This is a genomic window from Streptomyces sp. NPDC055099 (assembly GCF_053607685.1).
This window is the reverse complement of record NZ_JBSGUA010000005.1, coordinates 454,499-475,431: the sequence shown is the minus strand read 5'-3', so window position 1 is coordinate 475,431 and position 20,933 is coordinate 454,499. Positions and strand designations below refer to the sequence as shown.

Sequence of the window (20,933 nt, the reverse complement as noted above, 5' to 3'; positions counted from 1 at the left end):
AACTCAAACTCGTGCGGCCCTGTTGGTCAGCGTGCAGTGACTCGAGCTTCTGCCAGAAAAGGAACACAAAAAATGATGAAGAAGGCTATGGCCACGGCGGCAGTTGCCGTTTCCGTCGTCGGCATGTCCGCTGCCGCGGCTCCTTCGGCACTGGCCATCGGTGACGACCACGGCACCACCTCCCTGAGCGGCAACGGTGCCAAGCAGGCGTACGGCAACTCCGCGACGCACGGCGACATGAGCCCCCAGCTCTCCCTCGTCCAGGGTTCGCTGAACAAGCCCTGTGTCGGCCTCCCGGTCAAGGCGAACCTCCAGTCGCTCGTCGCGCTCGTGAACGTCGGAGTCCAGGACATCCCGATCCTGTCGGCGCCGCAGAACCAGCAGTGCACCGAGAACTCCACGCAGGCCAAGGGCGACGAGCCGCTGTCGCACATCCTGAACGACATCCCGGTCCTGTCCGGGAACGGAGAGCTCAACGGCTGATCTGCCGGCGTGAGAACGCCCGGGCTGCCTGCCTGCTCCAAGGCCTGGCAGCCCGGGCTTCCTCATTTTTGCGTGCGTTAATTCGGGTGAATTTCCTGATGGGTCGAAAACCGCCGGTTTCCTCCGGACCGTCAACTCGTTTGCAGACTGCGGGTCATGGAGCGGGACACAACGTGGTTCTCGCTCGGTTTCGACTGCCAGATCGGCATGACCACAGAGAAGGGAACATCTGTGAAGCACAAGAAGAGCGCAACGATCATCGCTGGTGTCGTGATGGCCATGAGCATGGCGGCTCCCGCGTTCGCCGACGCCGGCGCCGAGGGTGCGGCCGTCGGTTCCCCGGGCGTCCTCTCCGGCAACCTCATCCAGGTCCCGGTCCACGTCCCGGTCAACCTGTGCGGCAACACCGTCGACATCATCGCTCTGCTGAACCCGACGTTCGGCAACACCTGCGCCAACACCTGAGGTAGCACCCAGCCACCTGGCTGTGAATCTCATGGCCGGCCTTGGACGTCGCTACGACTCCAAGGCCGGCTTTCCACTTGCTCAGAGGAAGACAACTAGATGCGACAGGTCATTGGTAAAGGAATGCTCGCGACCGCGGCCGCGACCAGCATCCTCTCCCTGTCCGGCTCGAACGCGTACGCCGCGGGCGCGGACGGTGGCGCGACGGGTTCGCCCGGGATCTTGTCCGGCAACAGCGTGCAGGCCCCCGTGGAAGTACCGGTGAACGCCTGCGGCAACAGCGCGAACGCGGTCGGCGTGGGCAACCCCGCCATGGGCAACAGCTGCGCGAACACCGGCGCCCCGCAGCATCACGCCGACGCCCCGCACCGAGCACCGTCGCAGGAGCGCGCGGACACCAGGACGGACGGCGGGCACGGAAGCGGGCACGGGTACGGGTACGGCGACGACTCGGACGGCGGGTCCCACTCGGGAACGCACTCGGGTACGCACGCGGGCACCCAGTCGACGGCCCAGGGCAACGCCAGCCACTCGCCCGGCGTCCTGGCGGGCAACAACGTGCAGACGCCCGCGGACGTGCCGGTCAACGCCTGCGGCAACACCGTCGACGTGGTGGGCCTGCTCAACCCGGCCGCCGGCAACGGCTGCGCCAACGGAGCGCCCGCGCCGACGTCCCCGGGCCACGAGACGCCCACCTCGCCCGAGTCGCCCGAGTCGCCGTCCTCCCCCGAGACGCCTCCCCGGGCCGCCGAGCCGCCCGTCGACCGCGCCCTGCCGCCCACGGAGACAGGCCGGCCGCCGCAGCATGTCGCGTCCTCGACCGCCCGGCAGTCGCAGTCGGCCGCGCAGGAGGCGCCGCACGCCGTCGCCCGGCTCGCCGAGACCGGAAGTGACGAGGACCTGCTCGCCGCAGCCGCCGCGAGCGCCGCGCTGCTGGTCGGCGGAGGGATTCTGTACCGCCGTGGATTCGCCTCGACGCGCCGCTAGCCGGCCCGGACAAGCCGCTGGCGGGGAAGAGACACCCGAGGGTCTCTTCCCCGCCAGAACGGGAGGGGGGCCGGCCCGCGAAGGGGGTGTTGCCTACCCACGGCATGGAGCCGACGGCTGGCGGAGGGCAACCAGGCCCGTCCCATACGACAGAGTCCACCACCTGATCGCCCGGGACGAAGAACCGATTCACCCGTTCGCCGAGGGCATCACCTGATCGGGTCCCCAGGAGCCGTGGTTCCTGCTCAGCGCTTGACGGCACCCAGGAGCGCACGGCGGCCCCGGCCGCCGCCCGGCGCCGGGACGGTGGGGCTCAACGGAGCGCGGCGCAGGCTGCGTTGAACGCCTCGCACAAGTCGTCCCGCCGTGAAAGAGGCGCCGTGCACGAAGCGCATGGCCGGGCCGAAGCTGGACGCCGTGACCAGACCCGCCAGGAACAGACCGGGGTACGAGGACTCGAACTCCACGGAGGCGTACGGCTCTTCGGCGGCGTTCACTGCCAGGCCCGCGCGCAGGCCGGGGTCCAGCAGGCCCAGGCGAGCACTGGTCGCCCTGAAGCCGGTGGCCGCGATGACGTGGTCCGTGTCGAGGTCCGGGCCTCCGCCATGGCTCACGACGGTCGTCAGGCGCACCCGGCCCGACGCGACCGCTGCCGTGGCGACCTCGTGGCCGAGCCGCACCTCGACGCGTGACTCCACCCGGTCGCGCACCCACCAGGCCCCCGCCGGGCCGAGCGCCGACGCCGAGACGCGGGCGCGGGTGGCCTCGGGGAGCCGCCGGAAGCCGCCCGGCACCTCGGCGTAGAACCAGTTGCGCCATCCGCAGCCAAGGCCGCTGTGCGGGGCGCGGGCGGACTCCCGCCACGGGCGCTTCCAGGCAGGGGGCACGGTGTTCCAGTTCACCTGGTGCGACCTGGCCAGCACCCGTACGCGTGTGCCCTGCTCGGCGAGGAGCGCCGCGGTCTCCAGGGCGGCCTGGCCGCCGCCGATCACGGTGACGTCCTGGTCGCGGAAGCGGTCCAGGTCCCGGTGGTGGCTGCTGTGCGAGACGTGCCGCGCGCCGAGCCCGTGCAGCGCGGCGGGGATCTCGACGAAGGGGATCACGCCGACGGCGAGGGCCACCGTGCGGCTCCGGATGGTCTGGCCGTCGTCGGTGACCACCTCAAAGCCCCCGGGGCAGGCGCCGACCCTCGCCACCATGCGTTCGTCGACGTCTGGCACGGCGTGCTGGGCGAACCACAGGCCGTACGAGGCGAACGTCTCCACGGAGAGGGGTTCGCCGTGCCGGGCCGGCGTCCCGTTGCGCTCGCAGTACGCGGCCAGGCCGTAGCGGCGCCGCGGGTCGGACAGGTTGGACGCCCAGGGCTCCGACTTCAGGAACATGCCCCGCGGCATGTGGTCGCGCCAGGACGCCATGGGTCTGCCGAAGACGCGTACGTCGAGTCCGGCGTCGGCGGCGTGTGACGCGATGGAGAGGCCGTAGGGGCCGGCTCCGACAACCAACAGGTCATGCATCAGCGACTGCTCGCTCTCTCGTCGTCGGCAGGGGCGTAGGTGGCGCGGCCGGGGCCGTCGGGCGCACCGTCCGTCGCACGCGGCCCAGGACCCGTCGCGTCACGTGCCGGCTCCACAGCACCCACATGGCGCGGGCGGGGGCCATGTCGTCCTGGGCGTGCCAGGCGAACTCGCGGCGGTGTGCCGCGGTGGCGGCGGGGCCCGCCGCCGTCATCAGGCGCAGGGCGGCCAGCGGGGAGTAGTTCTCCACGACGAAGGAGCGGCCGGGGAGGGCGGCGGCGGCAGGCAGCGGCCGGTGGGTCATGTCCAGGTGCTGGGCGCGCACCACGTCCAGGTCGGTGCCGTCGGCGAAGAGCCGGAACTGGGCGCCGGGCCGCGGGTTGAAGTCGAGCAGGCAGTGCTCGCCGGTCGCGGGGTCCACCCGGAAGTCGAGGTCGAAGATGCCCCGGTAGCCCAGGGTGGCGACCAGTCTCTCCACGTCGGTCCGCAGGCCCGGGTCGGGCGTCCACTCGCCCATCGCCGTCAGCCCCGCACCGCGCGGCCAGGAGCGGTGCTTGCGGCCGGAGCCGCCGCCGCGCACGGCCCCCGCGCGGTCGACGTATCCGTGGACGAACCAGTCGCGGCCGGGGGCGTCCGGCAGGAAGGCCTGGAGCAGCAGGCTGCTGCCCGCCTCCTCGCTGCGCCCGTAGAGCTCCTGGGCCTGCCCCGCGGACCGCACCAGGACCGTGCTGCGCAGGTCCGTCCCGGTGGGGACCAGCCACGGGCGGCTCCACTTCGCCACCAAGGGCAGCCCCAACTGCCGTACGGCGGCGGCTGCCTGGGCCGGGGACTCCGGCAGGAGGGTCACCGGGTGCGGGATGCCCGCCGCGGCACACACCTCGATCAGCGTCGCCTTGTCGGCCACCCGTTCCGCGAGTCCGCGGGCCTGGTCGGGCAGCAGGTAGGTCTCGGCCAGTTCTCTCTGCAGTCGCCCGATCGCGAGGGCGCCCGCGTCGTCCATCGGGATCAGCACGGACGGTCTGGCGACCCGGTGGGAGATGCGGCGCAGTACGACGGCGATGTCCCGGAGTGACGCGCCCGGGGGCGGCGGAGGGTGCGTCTGGTGCAGATAGCGGGATCTGCGCACCGGGCTTTCCGCGGAATCCGCGGCCGCCACGTGCACCTCCACTCCTGCCCGGCCCAATGAACGGACGGCTCCGAGTGTGCCGTGATGAAAAGGGTTCCGGTCGATCCGCAGCAGAACAGCGGGTACCCGGGTATCGAGAGTTAGCACGGCCAAATTCTCTCAATTCTGTCCCCCATGCGGGCGATGGGCACGCCCAGAGGATTAGGGGCTCGATTGGCGCAATAGAAATACATATGACTGAGTGTCAGTGGATGAGGAGCAGCATGAGGAGCGACCATGGCCTTGCTAAGACGCCGCACCCCCAGTAGACGACTCGCGTTCACCGCCACCGGAATCGTCGTGTCGGCAGCGCTCGCCGTGGGATCCGGGCACGCGTGGGGCGCGGGCCAGGACGCCGAGCCACCGGGCTCCCAGCCGGGCTCGAAGCCCGCGTTCGGTGCCTACCTCACCTACGGGCCGCAGGGCGTGGAGCGCATGGCCGAGCTCAGCGAATGGCTGGGCGGCGCCGAGCTCAGCGTCGGGCACACCTATCTGCCGGGCGACCGGTGGAGCAACATCGAGGGGGCGCCGAACTTCCTGGAGAGCTGGGCCGAGTGGCGGCGCGCGAAGGACGACCGGCTCTTCGTGCTCAACGTCCCGATGATGGAGCGCAACGAGGACCGCGTCGGCGACTGGGAGGTCCGTTCGCTGCTGCGCCGGGGCGCCGCGGGCGAGTTCGACGAGCACTACCGCACCCTCGCCGAGCGGCTGGTGAAGCTCGATGTGCCGGACACCGTGGTGGTGCTCGGCTGGGAGATGAACGGCACGACGTACACCCATCGGTGCGGCCCCGACCCGGAATCCTGGAAGAAGTACTGGAAGCGCATCGTCACGACGATGCGGTCGGTGCCGGGCCAGAAATTCAAGTTCGACTTCACGCCGAACAGGGGCCGGGACGCCATTCCCTGGACGCAGTGTTATCCGGGCGACGACGTCGTGGACATCGTCGGAATGGACTCGTACGACCAGCCGACGGGCACCGATTTCGCCGAGCAGGTCAGCGAGCCGTACGGCCTGAAGCAGCATGTGGAATTCGCGAAGGCCCACGGCAAGGAGATCTCCTACCCGGAGTGGGGCCTTTTCCGTAACGGCGACAACGAGGAGTACATGCGGAAGATGCTCGCCTGGATGGACGAGCACAAACCGCTGTACAACACCGTCACCGACTACTGCCCGCACGGCGTGTGGCAGTGCGAGGACAATCCCAAGTCGTCCAAGGCCTACCGCTCCCTGCTCTTCGGCCGCACGGACACCGGGCCGACCACGCCGGAGCCCACGCAGCCCACGCAGCCGCCGAACTGTTCCCCGCTGAACCTGGGTGACTGGGTCGAGCACTGGCTGGGCGGGAAGCTGTGCATGCGCCTGGACTGGTACAAGCGGTCGTAGGCCAGGCCGCCCGGGAGCGCTCAGGATTTCTCCGGGCGCTCCCGGTGTTCCCGCCGTTCCCTGCGCTCGCGCAGGAACTCCTTGCCCCAGCTGCGGGCCGCTGCCTCCCACGCGGCGGCCCGCAGCACGGGGGCGGTGCGTCGGCGGGCGAGGAGCAGCCGGTGGTTGGCGGCTTCCTCGGGGCGCCAGTGGTGCTTGTACGGTTCGTTGCCGCGCAGGAGGCTCAGCACCCGGCTCCGCTCGCCCTCGACGTGCTGCGTGCAGGCGTTCAGGAGCATCGTCGCCACGTCCACCTTCCGCTCGCGAAGCCGCGGGTGCGCCCCGTACAGATAGCCGCCGACGAGGTGGGGCGAGAGGAGGGTCAGGTCGGCGGCCACCACGTCGTCGTCGAGCCGGAACTCGGTGACCACCGCGTCGCCCGACCGGACCATGAGCCCCACCGACCTGATGAGGTGCTCGGAGAACCGCGGCTGGAGATGCTCGGACGTCACCTTGCGGCCCTGCCACTGGAGTTGGTGCAGGTGCAGGAGCGTGCGCACCGACGCGTCCACCTCGTCGTGTCGTACGACCCGTCGCTCGACGCCGAGCGCGTCCAGCTTCCGGATCTTGGCGCGCGCCCGCTGGGCCCGCGGAGCGGGCAGCCGCCCGAGCAGCTCCTCCATGGACGTGGCGGGCAGCTCCAGGCAGAGGGAGTCCGCGAGGCGGAGCTTGGGCCCGCGCCAGCGTTCGTAGATGCGCTCCACCGCGGCTCCGGAGCGGACCTCGCGGAAGTCGATCAGGGCGCCGCGGGCCAGCTTCGCCAGGCCGTCGGCCAGCGCGTCCGCGGCCTCGTCGGCGCACGTGTCGTCGATCAGCACGTCGGTGAAGTCGGAGATCGCGCCGCCCAGCGGCACGAGCGCGGGGAGCGGGAGGTACGCGCGCATCAGCGGCGCCGCGGCGACGAGCTCGCCGTCCTTGCGCACGAGGACCACGCGCAGCCGTCCGCGCGTGCCGTAGGAGAGCCACCACGAGTGCAGCCACGCATGGCTCTGGAACGGCGTGGCCGTCCGGCACGTGCGGTGCAGCCGGGCCCACGCCGACGCGAGGCTCCCGAACTCCGCCTCGTCCGTGCAGAGTTCGGCCGTCAGGGCGTTGCCCGCCACCCCCGTCACCTCTCCCGGTCGATGTCGGCGGACTGCGCGGGGCCCGGTACCGCGGCGGACGGGGCGTCCTCGCCGCGGCGGGGCCGCACGAGGAGGGTGAGCCCGCCGAGCAGGCCTCCCGCACAGGCGCCCACCAGGGCGGTCATGGGCGCCGACGCCGAAGCGGGGGCCTCGGGCTTCACCGCCCGGGAGAGCTGCAGGAGGCGTACCCGCGTGCTGTCCTTGGTGTGGTTCGCGTTGTTGGTCAGGGAGCGCGAGACCGCGTTGGCGATGTCGCGTGCCTTGCCCGGCTTGGCCGCCGTCGCCGAGATGGAGATCATCGGGGCGTCGGGCGAGGTGGCGGCCCGCACGCTCTCACGCAGCGTCTGGGGCGAGACGCCCGACTCCACCTGGGCGTCGCCGAGCACCGCGAGCTGGGTGGCGACCCGGCCGTAGGCGGTGGCGAAGCCCAGCGCGGCGGTGGGGTCGGAGTCCTTCTGCGGGACGGCGATCACATAGCTGGTCGCGGTGTACTCGGGTGTCGCGACCGCGCCGTACACGCCGCCGGTGAGGGCGCCGAGCGCGGCACCGGCGGGGAGGATCCACCACGCGGGCAGTCGCTTCACGCGGGCCAGCATCAGGGCCGGGTCGGCCGGGCGGTACCGCCTGCTGAGGGTATCGGTCATCAGGAACTCACTCTCGGGGTCGAGCCGGAGGCGGCTGCCTCGTAGACGTGCATCAGCCGTGCGGCGCTGCGGGTGATGCTGTAGTGCTGCGCGGCCTGAGGGGCGAGGCGCGGCCGTGGCCCCGCCGGTCTGGCCCGCAGCAGCGCCCCCGCGAAGGAATCCGCGTCGCCCGGCACGCGCTCGGCGCCGGGCGCGGCGCCCGGCGGGAGATCCTCGACGGCGGGGCACCGGACGTAGACCACCGGCAGACCGGCGGCGAGGCCCTCCACGACGGCAAGGCCGAAGGCCTCCTCGGGGGACGGTGAGGCGAGGACGTCCATGGCGGCGAGGTATGCCGGGAGCCCGGTCGTCCCCTCAGGCAGGTAGGGCTGCTCCCCCGCGAACACCACGCGGTCCGCGACGCCCAGTCGTGCCGCCATGGCCCGCAGCCCGGCCTCCTCGGGACCGCCGCCGACCAGCAGGACGCGAACGTCCTGGGGCAGCGCGGCCAGGGCACGCAGCAGGACGTCGAAGCGCTTTCCGGGAGCGAGGCGGCCGACGCCGCCGACGACGAACGCCTCATCCGGAAGGCCCAGTCGGCGGCGTACGGCGACTCTGGCACGGGGGTCGAAGCGGAACCGCCCGACGTCGATGCCGTTCGGCACGACGTGGATGCGCTGCCGGGGCACCCCCCACCGGCTGAGCCGCTCGGCGACGGACGGGGAGACCGCCACCGTGGCCCTCCCCAGGCGCTCACCGGTCAGGTACAGCGCGCGGACGCCCGCGGTCAGCGGCCTGCCCTCCATCTGCGTGTCGCCGAGGGAGTGCTCGGTGGCCACCACGGCGCGCGTCCCCGCGAGGCGGGCGGCGATCCGCCCGTAGAGGCAGGCGCGGAACAGGTGGGTGTGCACGAGGTCGTATCCGCCGCCGCGGATGAGTTGCACCAGGCGCGGTACGGCGCCCAGGTCGCGGTTGCCGGACATGCCCAGGTGGACGACGCGCACCCCGTCGGCCGTGAGGCCATCGGCGACCGGGCCGGGGTTGGTGAGGGTCACGACGTCGCACTGGGCGGGCAAGTGGCGTAGGAGCAGCCGCAGTTGCTGCTCGGCGCCGCCGACTCCCAGGCCGGTGATGATGTGCAGGGCCCTCATTCGCTCACCGCCGGTTCGCGGACCGTACGGCGGCGCAGCCGGTTCAGCCGCAGCTTCAGCTGGAGCCGCAGGGCGGTGTCCTCCTGCCCGATGTGGACGCGGGGCAGGGCGTGCATCCCGGTCAGGGGGCCGGGGGAGATCGCGCAGGCGTAGCGGTAGCCGGCCGCCCGCACGGTGTCGATCACGCGCTGGTCGACGGTGCCGTACGGGTAGCAGAAGCCCTCCACCTCGCGGCCGATGATGTCGGACAGGGCGACCCGGCTGCCGCTGGTCTCCTGCCACAGCAGCCGGTCGTCCGCCTGGGTGAGGTCGACGTGCGTCAGGCCGTGCGAGGCGACCTCCATGCCCTCGGCGGCGGCGACGCGGATGCCTTCCGCGTCGAGCAGCGGTTTGCGGGGGCCGAGCGGGTCCCACGCGTTGTCGCCCGCGAGGCGGCCCGGGAGCACGAAGACGGTGGCGTCGAAGTCGTAGTGGTGCAGGAGTGGCAGGGCGCCCGCTACGAAGTCGGTGTATCCGTCATCGAAGGTGAGGCCGACCAGGTCGCGTCCCTCGCCGCGGGCGCGTGCCGTCAGGAGCCGCGACATGCTCACCCCGCGCAGGCCCTGGCGCCGCAGCCAGCGCAGTTGGGCCGCGAGGCGTTCGGGCGAGACGGTGATCTTGTAGGGGTCGTCCGCGCAGGTGTCCACGGAATGGTACATCGCCACCCACATCGGCGCCCGGGGCCGCCAGTGCCGCTTGCGCCGTGAACGGGGGGTCTCACCGAGTGCTGTGTCAACGGACATGCGTGAGCTTTCGTGTGGCGGATGTGACGGAGCGGAGGACGGGTTCGACGGCCTTGGTCCTGAGGGCCCAGAGCACCAGGACGAACACGGCGGCGACGGCCGAGGCGCCGGCGGCGAAGGCGGCCCACGGGGAGTCGGGGCAGCTCGCGACGGCGGCGCCCGCCCCGGTGGCGCACACCGCCGCGGCCACGGGCTTGGCCAGTTCGCCGAGCACCCCGCGGACCCGGATCGGCACATTGCGCGGCCCCATCCCGCACAGCAGCACGCAGGCCGCGACGGTGATGCCCGCCGCGTTGGCGAGCGCGATGCCGCGTACGCCCCACACGTCCACCGCCCAGCCGCCGGCCCCGGCGGTCGCGGCGACCCCGGCCGCCATCGCGCCCAGCGGGAACCACGTGGCCCGGCCGCCGGAGAAGTAGGAGCGGGCGAGCGCTCCCACCAGCGTGTGGCCGAGGAGCCCCAGGGCATACACGCGCATCACGGCGGCCGTGGCGACGGTGTCGCCCGCGGTGAACGCGCCGCGCTGGAAAAGGAGTTGGATGAGCTGGGGCGCGCAGGCGATCACCACGGCGGTGCCGAGGAGCACCACGCAGCCGGCCAGGCCCAGGTCCCGTTCGACGCGTGCTCTCGCGCGTTTGACGTCGCCTTCGGCCAGGGCCCGCGCGACGACGGGGAGCGTGACCGTGCACAGCATCAGGGAGAGGATCATCGGCACCTGCGCCACTTTTTGCGCGTAGTTGAGGTGCGAGATGGCCCCGGAGGGCAGCGAGGACGCCAGGAAGCGTTCGATGAGCACCTGCGACTGCCGGCACAGCGCGAACAGCAGCACGGTCGCGACGATCGTGCCGCTCATCAGCGCGGGGGCCGAGGGGCCCGCGGCCCTCTCGTCGGGCGTGTCCGCCGTGTCGCGGGTGAGCTGACGCCAGAGCGAGGGGGCCTGGACCAGCACCATGAGTACGCCGCCGGCCGCGACGCCCATGGCCGCCGCCCGGACGCCGTAGCGGGGAGCCAGGACGAACACGGCCGTGATGATGCCGACGTTGTAGAAGACGTAGATGCCCGCGGGTGCCACGAACCGGCGGTGGGCGCGCAGGGCCGCGCTGCAGTACCCGGCGAGGCCGAAGGTGAAGACGCAGGTGGCGGTGAGCAGCGTGCAGTCCACGGCGAGGCGCGGATCGGGCAGCCCGGGCGCGAGAACGTCCACCAGGACCGGCGCCCCGGCCATCAGGAGCAGCGCGACCGCCCCGGAGGCCAGCATCAGGCGGGGCAGCGACGCGGCGACGAGCGCGCGGACCGGATCGCGGCGCGCGCCCTGGCCCCGGCGGGCGAGCGCCATGCTGAAGGCGGGGACGAGGGCGAAGGCCAGACCGTCCTCGATGAGCAGGGTGGTGGCCACCTCGGGGACGGTCCACGCGACGAGGAAGGCGTCGGTCTCGGGGCCCGCCCCGAAGAAGTGGGCGAGCGCCTGGTCGCGTACGAGACCGAGCACCGATCCGGCCACCGTGAGGGCCGCGGTGATCAGGGCGGCCTTGGCGAGGAAGCCGTTGGAGGGGTCGGAGCCCTTGGCGGGCCCGGCCTCGGTGGCCGGAGCGGGCACCTTGCCCGCGGGCCCCGCGTCCACGGAGTGGGTGGTGGAGGTCATCGCGGCACCTCCCCCGGCATCGGGGCGGACAGTGCGCGGCCGGACAGCGCCCACCAGGCGACGAGTCCGAGGACCACGGCCATGAGCACCGTCGAGGGGCCGCCGATGTCGGCGTAGGAGAAGTCCACGAGCTGCCACGTCAGCAGCCCGCACGCGACGAGCGCGCAGTCCGCGCCCGCGCCCCCGCGCACCCGGACCAGCCGCCGCAGGCCAAGGAGCAGGAAGGCCGCCCAGCTGCCCACCAGGGCGCACAGGCCGAGCAGCCCCTGCTCGCCGAGGACGAGCAAGTACATGTTGTGCGGGGAGAGCAGCGGCTGGCGGCTGAACCCGGCGCCCGCGCCCGCGGTGTCGCTGGCCGAGGAGAGGGCCAGCGAGGCGTGGCTGTCGCGGTGGTCGGGGAAGGCCTTGAGCCCCACGCCCGTCACCGGCTCGGCACGCCACATGTCCACCGCGGCGGCCCACATCGTGTACCGGTCGGTGACCGACTGGTCGGGGGCGTCGGAGACCTGCGTGATGCTGGTGACGCGCTCCTGGAGCATCTGTGTGCCGATGCCGAGGCCGCCCACGAGGACCACGGCCGCGGCGGCCAGCACCGCGAGGGCCCGCAGCGCGTTCCGTACGCCCGCGAGCCCCAGTTGGGCTCCGCAGGCCACGACGGTGGCGATCCAGGCGCCGCGGCTGAAGGAGAGCGCGAGCGGAACGGTCAGGAGCAGCGCGCACGCCAGCGCCAGCTGACGCTGCCTCGGGGAGGACGGGCCGAGCGCGAGAGCGACCGCGCACACCACCCCGTACGACACCACCGTCGACATCCCCATGACGTCGCTCGCGCCGAAGGTCCCCACGGCCCGGACGTCCGCACCCATGTAGCTGGCGCCCGTGCCCGTGACGTACTGGTAGACACCGATCGAGCCCTGGAACAGGGCGAGGCCGATGAGGGACCAGGCCACCAGGCGGAAATCGCGGCGGTCGCGGACGAGCAGCAGGACCGCGGCCGGCACGAGGACGAAAACCTGCAGATAGCGCGCGAGGCCGGTCATCCCGGCGGTGGCGGTGCTCGCGCCGACCGCCGCGACCGCGATGCCGAGCACCGGCATGCCGAGCACGACGGCCGCGGTGCGGGTCAGCGGACGGCGCGCTCCGCGCACGGTGCGGACCACGCACCAGAGGACCACCAGGGCGGAGGCCGCGTCGGCGACCGTGCCGCCGCCGGTGCCGCCGTCGCTCGGCGGGACGGGCAGCGCGAGCAGGGCGACCACGGCCATGACGGGCAGCACCGGGCCGGCGCTCCTCAGCGCCGAGGAGATCGCGGCGGCCGGTGAGCCGGGCGGGGCGAGCGTGATCGGGGCGCCGTTCAACGAGGTCAGCTCCCCGTCGGGCGTACGAGGGAGACGGCGGTGCGCAGCAGGATGCAGAGGTCCTGCCAGAACGACCAGCTGTCGATGTAGGCGTTGTCGAACCGGCACCGGTCCTCGATCGAGGTGTCGCCCCGCAGCCCCTGGATCTGGGCGAGCCCGGTGATGCCGGTCGGCATCCGGTGCCGCTCGGCGTATCCGGGGTAGGTCTGGCTGAACTTGCCGACGAAATAGGGGCGTTCGGGCCGCGGGCCGACCAGGCTCATGTCGCCCCGCAGTACGTTCCAGAGCTGGGGAAGCTCGTCGAGCGACGAACGGCGCAGGAACTGGCAGAACGGGCTCATCTGCTGTTCGCCCGCGACGGTCCAGCGGGTCGCGGCCTCGTGCGGGTCGGCGGGCCGGTGCGTGCGGAACTTCAGCAGGGTGAACGGCCGCCCGCCCCTGCCGATGCGCTCCTGCCGGAAGATCACCCCGGGGCCGTCGGTGGCCCGCAGGACGGCGGCGCAGGTGAGGAGCACGGGGCTGATGAGCAGCAGCAGGATTCCCGAGGTGACGAGGTCGAGGGCGCGCTTGCTGACGCTGAAGTGCCTGCGCCGCACGGGCACGAGCTGACGGCAGGGGAACCCCGCGAGCCGCCCGGATCTGGCCTGACGCCCGGGCGCGTCATAGCCCGGCGGCTGCGTCGCGTCGAGGGCCCATACGTCACAGCCCGAGCCGCTCAGCGTCCGCAGCCATCCGATCTGCTCCGGGCCCGGGGTCGGTCCCACGACCAGGACGGTGCGTACGTCGTTCTGGATGACCGCGCGGCGCAGCTCCTCGGTCGTGGACAGCACCGGCAGTTCGGCGCCCTCCGACTCCGGGCGCTCGGCGGGCGCGTCCCCCACCAGGCCCACGGGCCGCACCCCGGCCCGCGGATGGCGCAGGACCGCCTCCGCCACGCGCCGCGCGACGGTTCCCGGGCCGACCACCAGGGCCGGGCGTGGCTGCCGGAGCGCCGCCCTGCGCGCCCACCCGTACAGGGCGCCGCGGCCCGCGCAGCACAGCACGCTCTGGAGCGCCGCCGCCGTGCACAGGGTGGTGAGGGAGAGCGGGTCCAGGGCGGGGAAGCTCGCGGCGAGGAGTCCCACGGCGCACCAGCTCAGGAGCGCCTGCCAGGCGAGCGAGGGCAGTTCGTCGAGGGCACAGGGCACGGCGAGCGGGCGGTAGAGCCCGGCGCGTGCGTTCAGGCCGGTCACCGCGGCGAGCAGCAGGACCATGAGCAGGGGGTGGCGCTGCGGATCGGTGAGCAGCAGGGTGCCCAGGAGGGCGGCGCTGCAGTCGACGGCGAACAGGGGGAGCGCCGATGAGCGGCGCGCCGAGGCCCCCCAGGCGATGCTCGTCCTGCGGCGGCCCCCGGCCCCGCGGGGAGGGATGACCGAGGCGGTGGCGATGGCGTGGTCGGCCGCCCGTGGCTGCGCGGCAGGGGCGACGGTTCGTTCCGCACTCACGGGTTGCTGGACTCCCTGCACTTGATGGGTCCCACGCCCAGTAGCTCGCGGTACACGGCCGCGACAGCGTCCGCGGTGTGCCGCACGTCGTGGGTGTTCAGGACGTGGCGGTGCGCCGCCCGGCCGAGGGATTCACGCAGGGGCGGATCGCCGAGGAGACGGAGGAGGGCGCGTGCCAGTGCCTCGGGGTCCTCGGCGGGGACCAGACCGTGGGACACCAGCGCGGGCGGCAGGCTCTCGCGCGCGCCGTCCACGTCGGTGACCACCACGGGCCGCGCGCAGGCCATCGCCTCCAGGGGTACGAGTGCCATGCCCTCCCAGCGGGACGGCAGGACCACGAGGTCGGCCGCCTGGTACCAGGGGGTGGCGTCCCGGACGTCTCCGGCGAACCGCACGGAGGCGGGCGCCCGCTCGCGCAGACCGGCCGCGTCGGGTCCGTCCCCGACGAGCACGAGCCGGGCGAGCGGCAGCCGCTCGGCGACCGAAGCCCAGGCCCGTAGCAGGACGTCCTGCCCCTTCTGCCGGCACAGCCGCCCCACGCACACGACCAGAAGCTCCTGCCGGGAGAGCCCGAGGCCGGTGCGTGCCGCCTGCGCGGCCACCGGCCGGAAGCGGTCCACGTCCACCCCGTTGGGGATCACGGACCAGGGCGCGTCGATGCCGGAGCGCTGCCCGGTGAGCCGCTCCGCCTCGCTGACGCAGACCATGTGCGTGGCCCAGCGCGCCCCGAAGCGCTCCCAGTGCCGGGCGAGCCGCGCGGTCACGCCGCCGACGGCCTCGAAGGACCAGGCGTGCGGCTGGAAGACCGTGGGCACCCTGCCGCGCAGGGCGAGCCGGGCGGCGAGCCCGGCCTTGGCGCTGTGCGCGTGCACGACGTCGGGCCGCAGCTGGTCGACGACGCGGGCGAGGCGCCGCACCTCGTCCGGGAGTCCGGGCCCCGGGGAGCGGGCCGCCGCCCACGCGTGCGTGCCGCTTCCCAGGCCGCGCACGGCGTCCGGCAGAAGGCCCTTTGCCGGACACGCCACGTCGACCCGCATCCCGCCGGCGAGCTGGGACCTCACCAGGTCGGTGACCACGCGGGCCACACCGCCGTCGACGGGCTGGGCGACGTGAAGGACGCTCAGCCGGTGGTCAATTGATGACAGTTGCATGCACGGCGCCTCGGCTTTGCCCTTCCGGGAAAGGTCTGAACCAGGAGGGAGAATTGAAATGCGAAAGTCACACCGGACTCGTAACTTCCCGCACTTGTTCTTACAAATGGCTTCAGGAGGAGAGCAACACTAGCCGCTTTCCGCATTAATCCAGGAAGGCTGACAAGTGTGTCGGAAACGTGAAGTGCGTAACGCCCGGAACCTGCCGGGAGCACGGCCCGAAGGGCCCCTCGCGTTAACCCGGCGCCAGCAGATCACCCTTTTGGGCCCACAACTCCTGCGGGCGACATCCGTTGATCCATGGGCCGGGCACCCCGCCCTGCCGAGCATCAACTGACCAAGGAGCAACCCCGCATGTCGCGTACCGCGAAGGCCCTCGCCCTCTCCACCGTTGTCGTGGCCGCCATGGCCGGCAGCGCCGGCATCGCCGCCGCCGACGCCGGCGCCGAGGGTGCGGCCGTCGGCTCGCCCGGCGTCCTCTCGGGCAACATGGCCCAGGTCCCGGTCCACATCCCGGTCAACGTCTGCGGCAACACCGTGAACGTGATCGGCCTGCTGAACCCGGCGTTCGGCAACACCTGCGTCAACAGCTGACGCTTCGGCAAGACGCACTGAGCGACGGCCGTTCTCCCCCGAGGAGGACGGCCGTCGTGCGTTTCCCTGCCCTGTCCCGCACGGCCGCCATGCCCCCGAATGGCAGTCGCTCGGTTGCGGTCGGTCCGCACCGCTTTCACGGTGAACACAAGATCCGACGCATCACCGAAGGGAACATCCATGCGCGCTCTGCCCGTACGGCGTATCGCGACCACCGTCCTCTGCGCCTCTCTCCTCGTCGGGACGGCAGGCCCCGTCATCGCCGCCGAGAGCGACACGTCGCATGGCAGCACCCAGGGAACGGCCCGCGAACCGGTGCCCGACGCGGACAAGCTGCTCGCCCAGGTCAAGGTTCTGGGCGACGCGGGTGGTGTGCTCACCCCCGTCACCGATCTGCTCACCGCCGTGCTCAAGGCCGACAAGGGGCAGCTGCCGGCCGCGGACGCCACGAAGCTCGCCGCCCCGGTGAAGGACGCCATCACGAAGGCCGAGGCCCAGCCCTCCAAGGCCCCGGAACTCCCCCAGACCCCGGCGGTCCCCGAGGCCCAGACGCTCCCGCAGCCCCTGGCGCTCTCCAAGGCCCTGCCGGATGACGAGACCGCGTCCGCCGACCCGAGGGCCGACGCCCTCAAGGCGCTGCGGACCTCGGTCGACGCGCTGGTCAAGGCGGCCACCGGGGGTGACTCCAAGGCGGTCGCCGGAGCGGCCCCGACCGTCGTGACCGGACTCGTCAACCTCGTCGCCGCCACCCTGGTCGGCGGCGGCCTCCCCGCTCCCGACCTGGCGGGGCTCCCGTCCCTGCCGAAGGCCCCGGAGCTGCCCGCGGCCCAGGCACCCCAGACGCCCGCAGACTCCTGAGGCACAGTCAGCCGCACCCGTCGCGTTGGTCCTGAAGACCGGCGCGACGGGTTTTTCACGTCCATGCGGCCGTCCATCTCATACGAGAATGAGACACCGCCTTCGTTCGGGTGGGTTCCGTGAATTTCCGCCGCACAGAGTTTCCGGCGTAGTCAGCGCTCGTTACCCATGGCGAAGTGAAAATCCCCTCTGGCGACCGTCCGTCGCCGCAGAAAGGAACACGATGAAGCCCCTGAAGGCTGCCGCTGTCGTTGCCGGATCCCTGGTCATCGCTGGTGCCGCCGCACCCGCCTTCGCCGCCGACCTCACGCCCACCAGCCTGAATGGTGCAGTCGACACGATCGCCGGCTCGACGTCGTCCCTCGACGCGGCCCCGCTGGCCACCAACGCCCTTGACACCGAGAACAAGGACTCGGTCGTCAACGCCGTGTCAGGTGCCGCGGAAAGCCTGCACGCGGGCGGCGGCGCCGGCAAGCTCCTCGGCGGACTTCCCGTCGCCAAGTAGAGCTCTCCTCTGCTTCTCCACCAGGGCCGGTTCAGCGGACGCATTCCGCGGAACCGGCCCTCGGGTTTTGCGGACTCTTTCCGGCCCATTCCGCATTCCCCTGGACCCAGTTCGACTGCGGGGCCCCGGAGTTCGACCGGCGCATGCCCCGATCGTGTGATCGCTCGTCCGTACTCACCCAGTTCAGTGAAATACGGTCCCGGACCTCGGGAACACATCGATACCGTTCCCGGATGACCTCGACATCGAGCGAAACCCGCACTTTCCGAGCCGCCGATCTGGGCACTCTCACCGTGGTCGCCTGGAGTGGTGAACACCCGGACGACGAGAAGGACATGCCTTTCCTGCTCGCCTATTCGCTCGGTGACGGCGAGGGCGGCCCCGAGGGCTCGACCGAAGCCATCGAGCTCCTTCTGCAGAACACCGGACTCCCCGTCGGCGGCCCGGTCATCGAGACCTCCCGCAACCCGAGCCTGCCGGTCACCCTCCTCGTCGAGGCCGGCCAGGCCGTGCTGACCATGCCGCACCTCAACGCCCAGTGCGTGGTGCCGCCGGAGTGGCTGGCCGCGGTGGGCGAGCGCGGCCACGCCTACTTCATGTTCACCACGCGTCCCTGGCCCGAGGCCAAGCCGGGCGTCCCCCTCACCGAGGAGGCCCTCGCGGCGTTCGCGGGCTCCGAGGAGACCATGACCAGCTCCGCGCACTGCCTGGTCACCGCGAAGAGCCTGCGCGGCTAGGCACCGCCGCCAGGGCCCGTACACGACGGGAGTCCGCCGGTCGGGACAGACCGGCGGCCCCCGGGACCAGTGAGGACACCGCGATGCACACCAAGACGCCCCTCCCCGCGGCCCGTAGGCCCGAAGCTTCCGCGGGCCACGTGGAGCCGCCGTCCCCCGGCACCGGCGGGAGCCGTGCGTTCGCGCTGCTCCTGGTGATCACGGGCGCCGCGGGGCTGCTCGCGGCCTGGGTCATCACGCTGGACAAGTTCAAGCTCCTCGAAGACCCGGACTACACCCCGGGGTGCAGCCTCAACCCGGTCGTCTCCTGCGGCAACATCATGACCAGCGAGCAGGCGTCGGTATTCGGGTTCCCGAACCCGATGCTGGGTCTTGCCGCCTACGCCGTCGTGATCTGCGTCGGCGTGAGCCTGCTGGGCGGCGCGCGGTTCCCGCGCTGGTACTACCTGACGCTCAACGCGGGCACGCTCTTCGGCGTCGCCTTCTGCACCTGGCTGCAGTACCAGTCCCTCTACGAGATCAACTCGCTGTGCCTGTGGTGCTGCCTCGCCTGGGCCGCCACGATCACCATGTTCTGGTACGTGACCTCGTTCAACGTACGCAACGGCCTGCTGCCCGCGCCCGCCGGACTGCGCACGTTCCTCGGCGAGTTCACCTGGGTGCTTCCGGTGCTGCACATCGGCAGCGTCGGCATGCTGATCCTCACGCGCTGGTGGGACTTCTGGACCAGCTGAGACCCCCGCTCGGCAGCACACGGCACGCGCAAGGAGGCATCAGCATGGCCAGAGGACCAGCGGCCGACGGGCGAGGCGCGGGGTGGCTGAGCCGCCGGGCCACGACGGGCGGCCTCATCGGAGTCGCGCTCGCCGCGGTGACGGGACAGGCGGCCCTCCAGTGGCGGACGCGGGAGGTGGCTCAGGACCCGCCGTCCGACGACCTCGGTGACGGCTCGTTCGACGAGGTCTACGAGGGCCGCCACATCCGCGGGACGCGCGTGGCCGCGGGGGCTCAACACCCGGACGGTCATTGGGACATCACCGTCGACGGGCGTCCGCTCCACCTCATGCGGCGCGCCGACGGCGGCTATCTGAGCATGGTCGACCACTACCAGTCGTATCCGACGCCGCTCATCGCCACCCGCAGAGCGGTGGACGAACTCGGCCGTGGTCGGCAACTGCGCGGGACGGTCTGATCACCGCCGCGCACACCCGGATCGGAGGAGCGAACCGAAGTGGTCCACACGCGCAAGAACCAGGCCCGGCTGACCAGCGCCGAGAAGCGGCGGTTCGTCAACGCGGTGCTCGAGCTCAAACGCCGGGGCGAGTACGACGAGTTCGTGCGCATCCACGTCGAGCACTACGTGTCCGACGGTGAGGACGGCCTGCGGGTGGCCCACATGACGCCCTCGTTCCTGCCCTGGCACCGCAGGTTCCTCCTGGAGTTCGAGCGGGCCCTGCAGCGCCTCGACTCCTCGGTGACCGTCCCGTACTGGGACTGGACGGCGGACAGGTCACCGGGCGCCTCGCTCTGGGGCAGCGGGCTCATGGGCGGCAACGGACGGCGCTCCGACCGACAGGTCATGACCGGGCCGTTCGCCCGGTCGAACGGGACCTGGATCATCACGGAAGGGGAGACGGACGGCGACTTCCTCATGCGCGACTTCGGCCGGCCGCACAACCCCATCGAACTGCCCACCGAGGCGACGCTGGACTGGGCCATGCGCGACCCGGTGTACGACCGCGCGCCCTGGGACTCCACGTCGGACGGCGGCTTCCGCAACAAGCTGGAGGGGTGGACGTCCGCCGCCGGCAACAGCAGGTGGCGCAACCACAACCGCGTGCACCGCTGGGTCGGCGGACACATGCTCGGCGGCGCGTCGGTCAACGACCCCGTCTTCTGGCTGAACCACGCCTTCGTGGACCTGCTGTGGGACCGCTGGCAGGCCCGGCACCCCCGCTCCGCGCCCTACCTGCCCGAGAAGCCGCCGGGGCCCGGCAAAGGCCCGCTGCACGGCCGTATCTGCGCCCGCTTCGAGCGGATGCCGCCGTGGGACGTGAAGCCGGACGAGCTGATCAGCCACCGGGGCATCTACCGGTACGCGTGAGGGGCGGGCCGCGTGAGGGGCGGGCAGGGAAAAGCCCCCGGCGGTCTCGGACCGCCGGGGGCTCATACACGGGGGGTTCAGCCGCCGTAGCCGCCGTGGCCGCCCTTGTGGCCGTCGCTGTTGACGCAGGTGTTGCCGAACGCCGGGTTCAGCAGCCCGATGACGTCGACCGTGTTGCCGCACACGTTGACCGGGACGTGGACCGGGACCTGGATGAGGTTGCCCGAGAGGACGCCGGGCGAGCCGACGGCCGCACCCTGGGCGCCGGCGTCGGCCATGGCCATTCCGGTGCCACTGAGCACCACGGCGCCGGTGCCGACGGCAACAGCGGCTGCCTTCGCGATGCGAGACATCACGTTCTCCTTTGAGTTGACGAGTACGGCCGCATGCACGCGGCCGTACTGTCCCTTCAACGGCGTCATCGACCGCAGGTAACGGCACTGATCGGTACATCATTGGTGAAATCGGCTGGGTGCCCGTGTCCAGGGCTCCGTCGAGCCGTTGCGCATCACATGATCTCAACACGACGCATGGCCGCCGTCCTCGCTCTCGCCGCCGGCGCCTCCGCCCTGGCCGCGCCCGCCGCGAGCGCCGAAGCCATCAACCCCACCGGCTTGGTCAACTCGCTCGCCTCGTCCCAGATCCCCGAGGAGCAGCGCGCCGAGATGCCCACCGTCACCGAGCAGCTCAGCGGCCTCAACAACCTGTACGAGCTGCAGCAGCTCCACCAGGTGACCGACCTGGCCGCACCCGTCACGGGTCTGCTCTACGCCTAGTACCGGTC

At 72.1% G+C, this 20,933-nt stretch carries 23 protein-coding genes; 12 read left to right on the top strand and 11 right to left on the bottom strand.

The window, feature by feature from the left end; translation table 11 throughout:
• Positions 1-72 precede the first annotated feature (72 nt).
• The 3 genes from ACWFRU_RS16625 to ACWFRU_RS16615 all read left to right on the top strand — a co-directional run bounded on the left by ACWFRU_RS16625 (position 73) and on the right by ACWFRU_RS16615 (position 1,935).
• Positions 73-483, top strand: a complete 411-nt coding sequence (locus ACWFRU_RS16625) for a rodlin (RefSeq protein ID WP_365820131.1) — start codon at positions 73-75, stop codon at positions 481-483.
• Positions 484-690: 207 nt separating this feature from the next.
• Positions 691-948 carry a chaplin gene (locus tag ACWFRU_RS16620; protein ID WP_453687620.1) on the top strand — a complete coding sequence of 86 codons (258 nt, stop codon included), beginning with the start codon at positions 691-693 and terminating at the stop codon, positions 946-948.
• 99 nt (positions 949-1,047) lie between these two features.
• Positions 1,048-1,935, top strand: coding sequence for a chaplin (locus ACWFRU_RS16615; RefSeq protein WP_453687501.1), 888 nt, complete (start codon positions 1,048-1,050; stop codon positions 1,933-1,935).
• A gap of 245 nt (positions 1,936-2,180) precedes the next feature.
• On the opposite strand, the gene ACWFRU_RS16610 is transcribed toward ACWFRU_RS16615, so the two are convergent.
• Both ACWFRU_RS16610 and ACWFRU_RS16605 read right to left on the bottom strand, forming a co-directional pair.
• Positions 2,181-3,449 (bottom strand): NAD(P)-binding domain-containing protein, encoded by a 1,269-nt coding sequence (locus ACWFRU_RS16610; protein ID WP_453687499.1) that lies wholly within the window; start codon positions 3,447-3,449, stop codon positions 2,181-2,183.
• Positions 3,442-4,722, bottom strand: coding sequence for a carboxylate--amine ligase (locus ACWFRU_RS16605; RefSeq protein ID WP_453687497.1), 1,281 nt, complete (start codon positions 4,720-4,722; stop codon positions 3,442-3,444). The genes ACWFRU_RS16610 and ACWFRU_RS16605 overlap by 8 nt, the downstream gene beginning before the upstream one ends.
• Before the next feature lie 129 nt (positions 4,723-4,851).
• On the opposite strand from ACWFRU_RS16605, the gene ACWFRU_RS16600 reads away from it, so the two are divergent.
• Positions 4,852-6,000 carry a glycoside hydrolase family 26 protein gene (locus ACWFRU_RS16600; protein WP_453687495.1) on the top strand — a complete coding sequence of 383 codons (1,149 nt, stop codon included), beginning with the start codon at positions 4,852-4,854 and terminating at the stop codon, positions 5,998-6,000.
• Positions 6,001-6,020: 20 nt separating this feature from the next.
• On the opposite strand, the gene ACWFRU_RS16595 is transcribed toward ACWFRU_RS16600, so the two are convergent.
• The 8 genes from ACWFRU_RS16595 to ACWFRU_RS16560 all read right to left on the bottom strand — a co-directional run bounded on the left by ACWFRU_RS16595 (position 6,021) and on the right by ACWFRU_RS16560 (position 15,351).
• Positions 6,021-7,142, bottom strand: a complete 1,122-nt coding sequence (locus ACWFRU_RS16595) for a GNAT family N-acetyltransferase (protein WP_453687494.1) — start codon at positions 7,140-7,142, stop codon at positions 6,021-6,023.
• Between the two features lie 5 nt (positions 7,143-7,147).
• Positions 7,148-7,807 (bottom strand): lipopolysaccharide biosynthesis protein, encoded by a 660-nt coding sequence (locus ACWFRU_RS16590; protein WP_453687492.1) that lies wholly within the window; start codon positions 7,805-7,807, stop codon positions 7,148-7,150.
• Entirely contained in the window at positions 7,807-8,937 is a 1,131-nt protein-coding gene (locus ACWFRU_RS16585) for a glycosyltransferase (protein WP_453687490.1), read from the bottom strand. The genes ACWFRU_RS16590 and ACWFRU_RS16585 overlap by 1 nt, the downstream gene beginning before the upstream one ends.
• On the bottom strand, positions 8,934-9,635 hold the full coding sequence (locus ACWFRU_RS16580; protein ID WP_453687488.1) for a polysaccharide deacetylase family protein: 702 nt from the start codon (positions 9,633-9,635) through the stop codon (positions 8,934-8,936). Before ACWFRU_RS16580 ends, ACWFRU_RS16585 begins: the two co-directional genes overlap by 4 nt.
• Positions 9,636-9,708: 73 nt before the next feature.
• Positions 9,709-11,361 (bottom strand): murein biosynthesis integral membrane protein MurJ, encoded by a 1,653-nt coding sequence (gene murJ / locus ACWFRU_RS16575; RefSeq protein ID WP_453687486.1) that lies wholly within the window; start codon positions 11,359-11,361, stop codon positions 9,709-9,711.
• Positions 11,358-12,725 (bottom strand): O-antigen ligase family protein, encoded by a 1,368-nt coding sequence (locus ACWFRU_RS16570; protein WP_453687618.1) that lies wholly within the window; start codon positions 12,723-12,725, stop codon positions 11,358-11,360. Before ACWFRU_RS16570 ends, murJ begins: the two co-directional genes overlap by 4 nt.
• Positions 12,722-14,200, bottom strand: coding sequence for a sugar transferase (locus ACWFRU_RS16565; protein WP_453687484.1), 1,479 nt, complete (start codon positions 14,198-14,200; stop codon positions 12,722-12,724). The genes ACWFRU_RS16570 and ACWFRU_RS16565 overlap by 4 nt, the downstream gene beginning before the upstream one ends.
• Positions 14,197-15,351 carry a glycosyltransferase gene (locus ACWFRU_RS16560; RefSeq protein WP_453687482.1) on the bottom strand — a complete coding sequence of 385 codons (1,155 nt, stop codon included), beginning with the start codon at positions 15,349-15,351 and terminating at the stop codon, positions 14,197-14,199. The genes ACWFRU_RS16565 and ACWFRU_RS16560 overlap by 4 nt, the downstream gene beginning before the upstream one ends.
• A 354-nt stretch (positions 15,352-15,705) precedes the next feature.
• On the opposite strand from ACWFRU_RS16560, the gene ACWFRU_RS16555 reads away from it, so the two are divergent.
• The 7 genes from ACWFRU_RS16555 (at position 15,706) to ACWFRU_RS16525 (ending at position 20,149) form a co-directional block, all read left to right on the top strand.
• Complete coding sequence (locus ACWFRU_RS16555) at positions 15,706-15,945, top strand: chaplin (RefSeq protein WP_451206762.1); 240 nt, start codon at positions 15,706-15,708, stop codon at positions 15,943-15,945.
• Between the two features lie 180 nt (positions 15,946-16,125).
• On the top strand, positions 16,126-16,803 hold the full coding sequence (locus ACWFRU_RS16550) for a hypothetical protein (protein ID WP_453687480.1): 678 nt from the start codon (positions 16,126-16,128) through the stop codon (positions 16,801-16,803).
• 223 nt (positions 16,804-17,026) lie between these two features.
• On the top strand, positions 17,027-17,308 hold the full coding sequence (locus ACWFRU_RS16545; RefSeq protein WP_365820102.1) for a hypothetical protein: 282 nt from the start codon (positions 17,027-17,029) through the stop codon (positions 17,306-17,308).
• A gap of 233 nt (positions 17,309-17,541) precedes the next feature.
• Positions 17,542-18,045 carry a DUF5949 family protein gene (locus tag ACWFRU_RS16540; protein WP_453687478.1) on the top strand — a complete coding sequence of 168 codons (504 nt, stop codon included), beginning with the start codon at positions 17,542-17,544 and terminating at the stop codon, positions 18,043-18,045.
• A gap of 83 nt (positions 18,046-18,128) precedes the next feature.
• Positions 18,129-18,779 (top strand): vitamin K epoxide reductase family protein, encoded by a 651-nt coding sequence (locus tag ACWFRU_RS16535; protein WP_453687476.1) that lies wholly within the window; start codon positions 18,129-18,131, stop codon positions 18,777-18,779.
• 44 nt (positions 18,780-18,823) lie between these two features.
• Positions 18,824-19,237, top strand: a complete 414-nt coding sequence (locus ACWFRU_RS16530) for a tyrosinase family oxidase copper chaperone (RefSeq protein WP_453687474.1) — start codon at positions 18,824-18,826, stop codon at positions 19,235-19,237.
• A 39-nt stretch (positions 19,238-19,276) separates the two neighbouring features.
• A complete protein-coding gene (locus ACWFRU_RS16525) occupies positions 19,277-20,149 on the top strand; it encodes a tyrosinase family protein (protein WP_453687472.1) in 873 nt (290 codons plus the stop codon).
• A 77-nt stretch (positions 20,150-20,226) separates the two neighbouring features.
• Here ACWFRU_RS16525 and ACWFRU_RS16520 read toward each other — a convergent pair whose 3' ends face one another.
• Positions 20,227-20,502 (bottom strand): chaplin, encoded by a 276-nt coding sequence (locus ACWFRU_RS16520; protein ID WP_453687470.1) that lies wholly within the window; start codon positions 20,500-20,502, stop codon positions 20,227-20,229.
• A 177-nt stretch (positions 20,503-20,679) separates the two neighbouring features.
• Here ACWFRU_RS16520 and ACWFRU_RS16515 point away from each other — a divergent pair, with 177 nt between their 5' ends.
• Positions 20,680-20,925 (top strand): hypothetical protein, encoded by a 246-nt coding sequence (locus tag ACWFRU_RS16515; RefSeq protein ID WP_453687468.1) that lies wholly within the window; start codon positions 20,680-20,682, stop codon positions 20,923-20,925.
• The last annotated feature ends 8 nt before the right edge of the window (positions 20,926-20,933 follow it).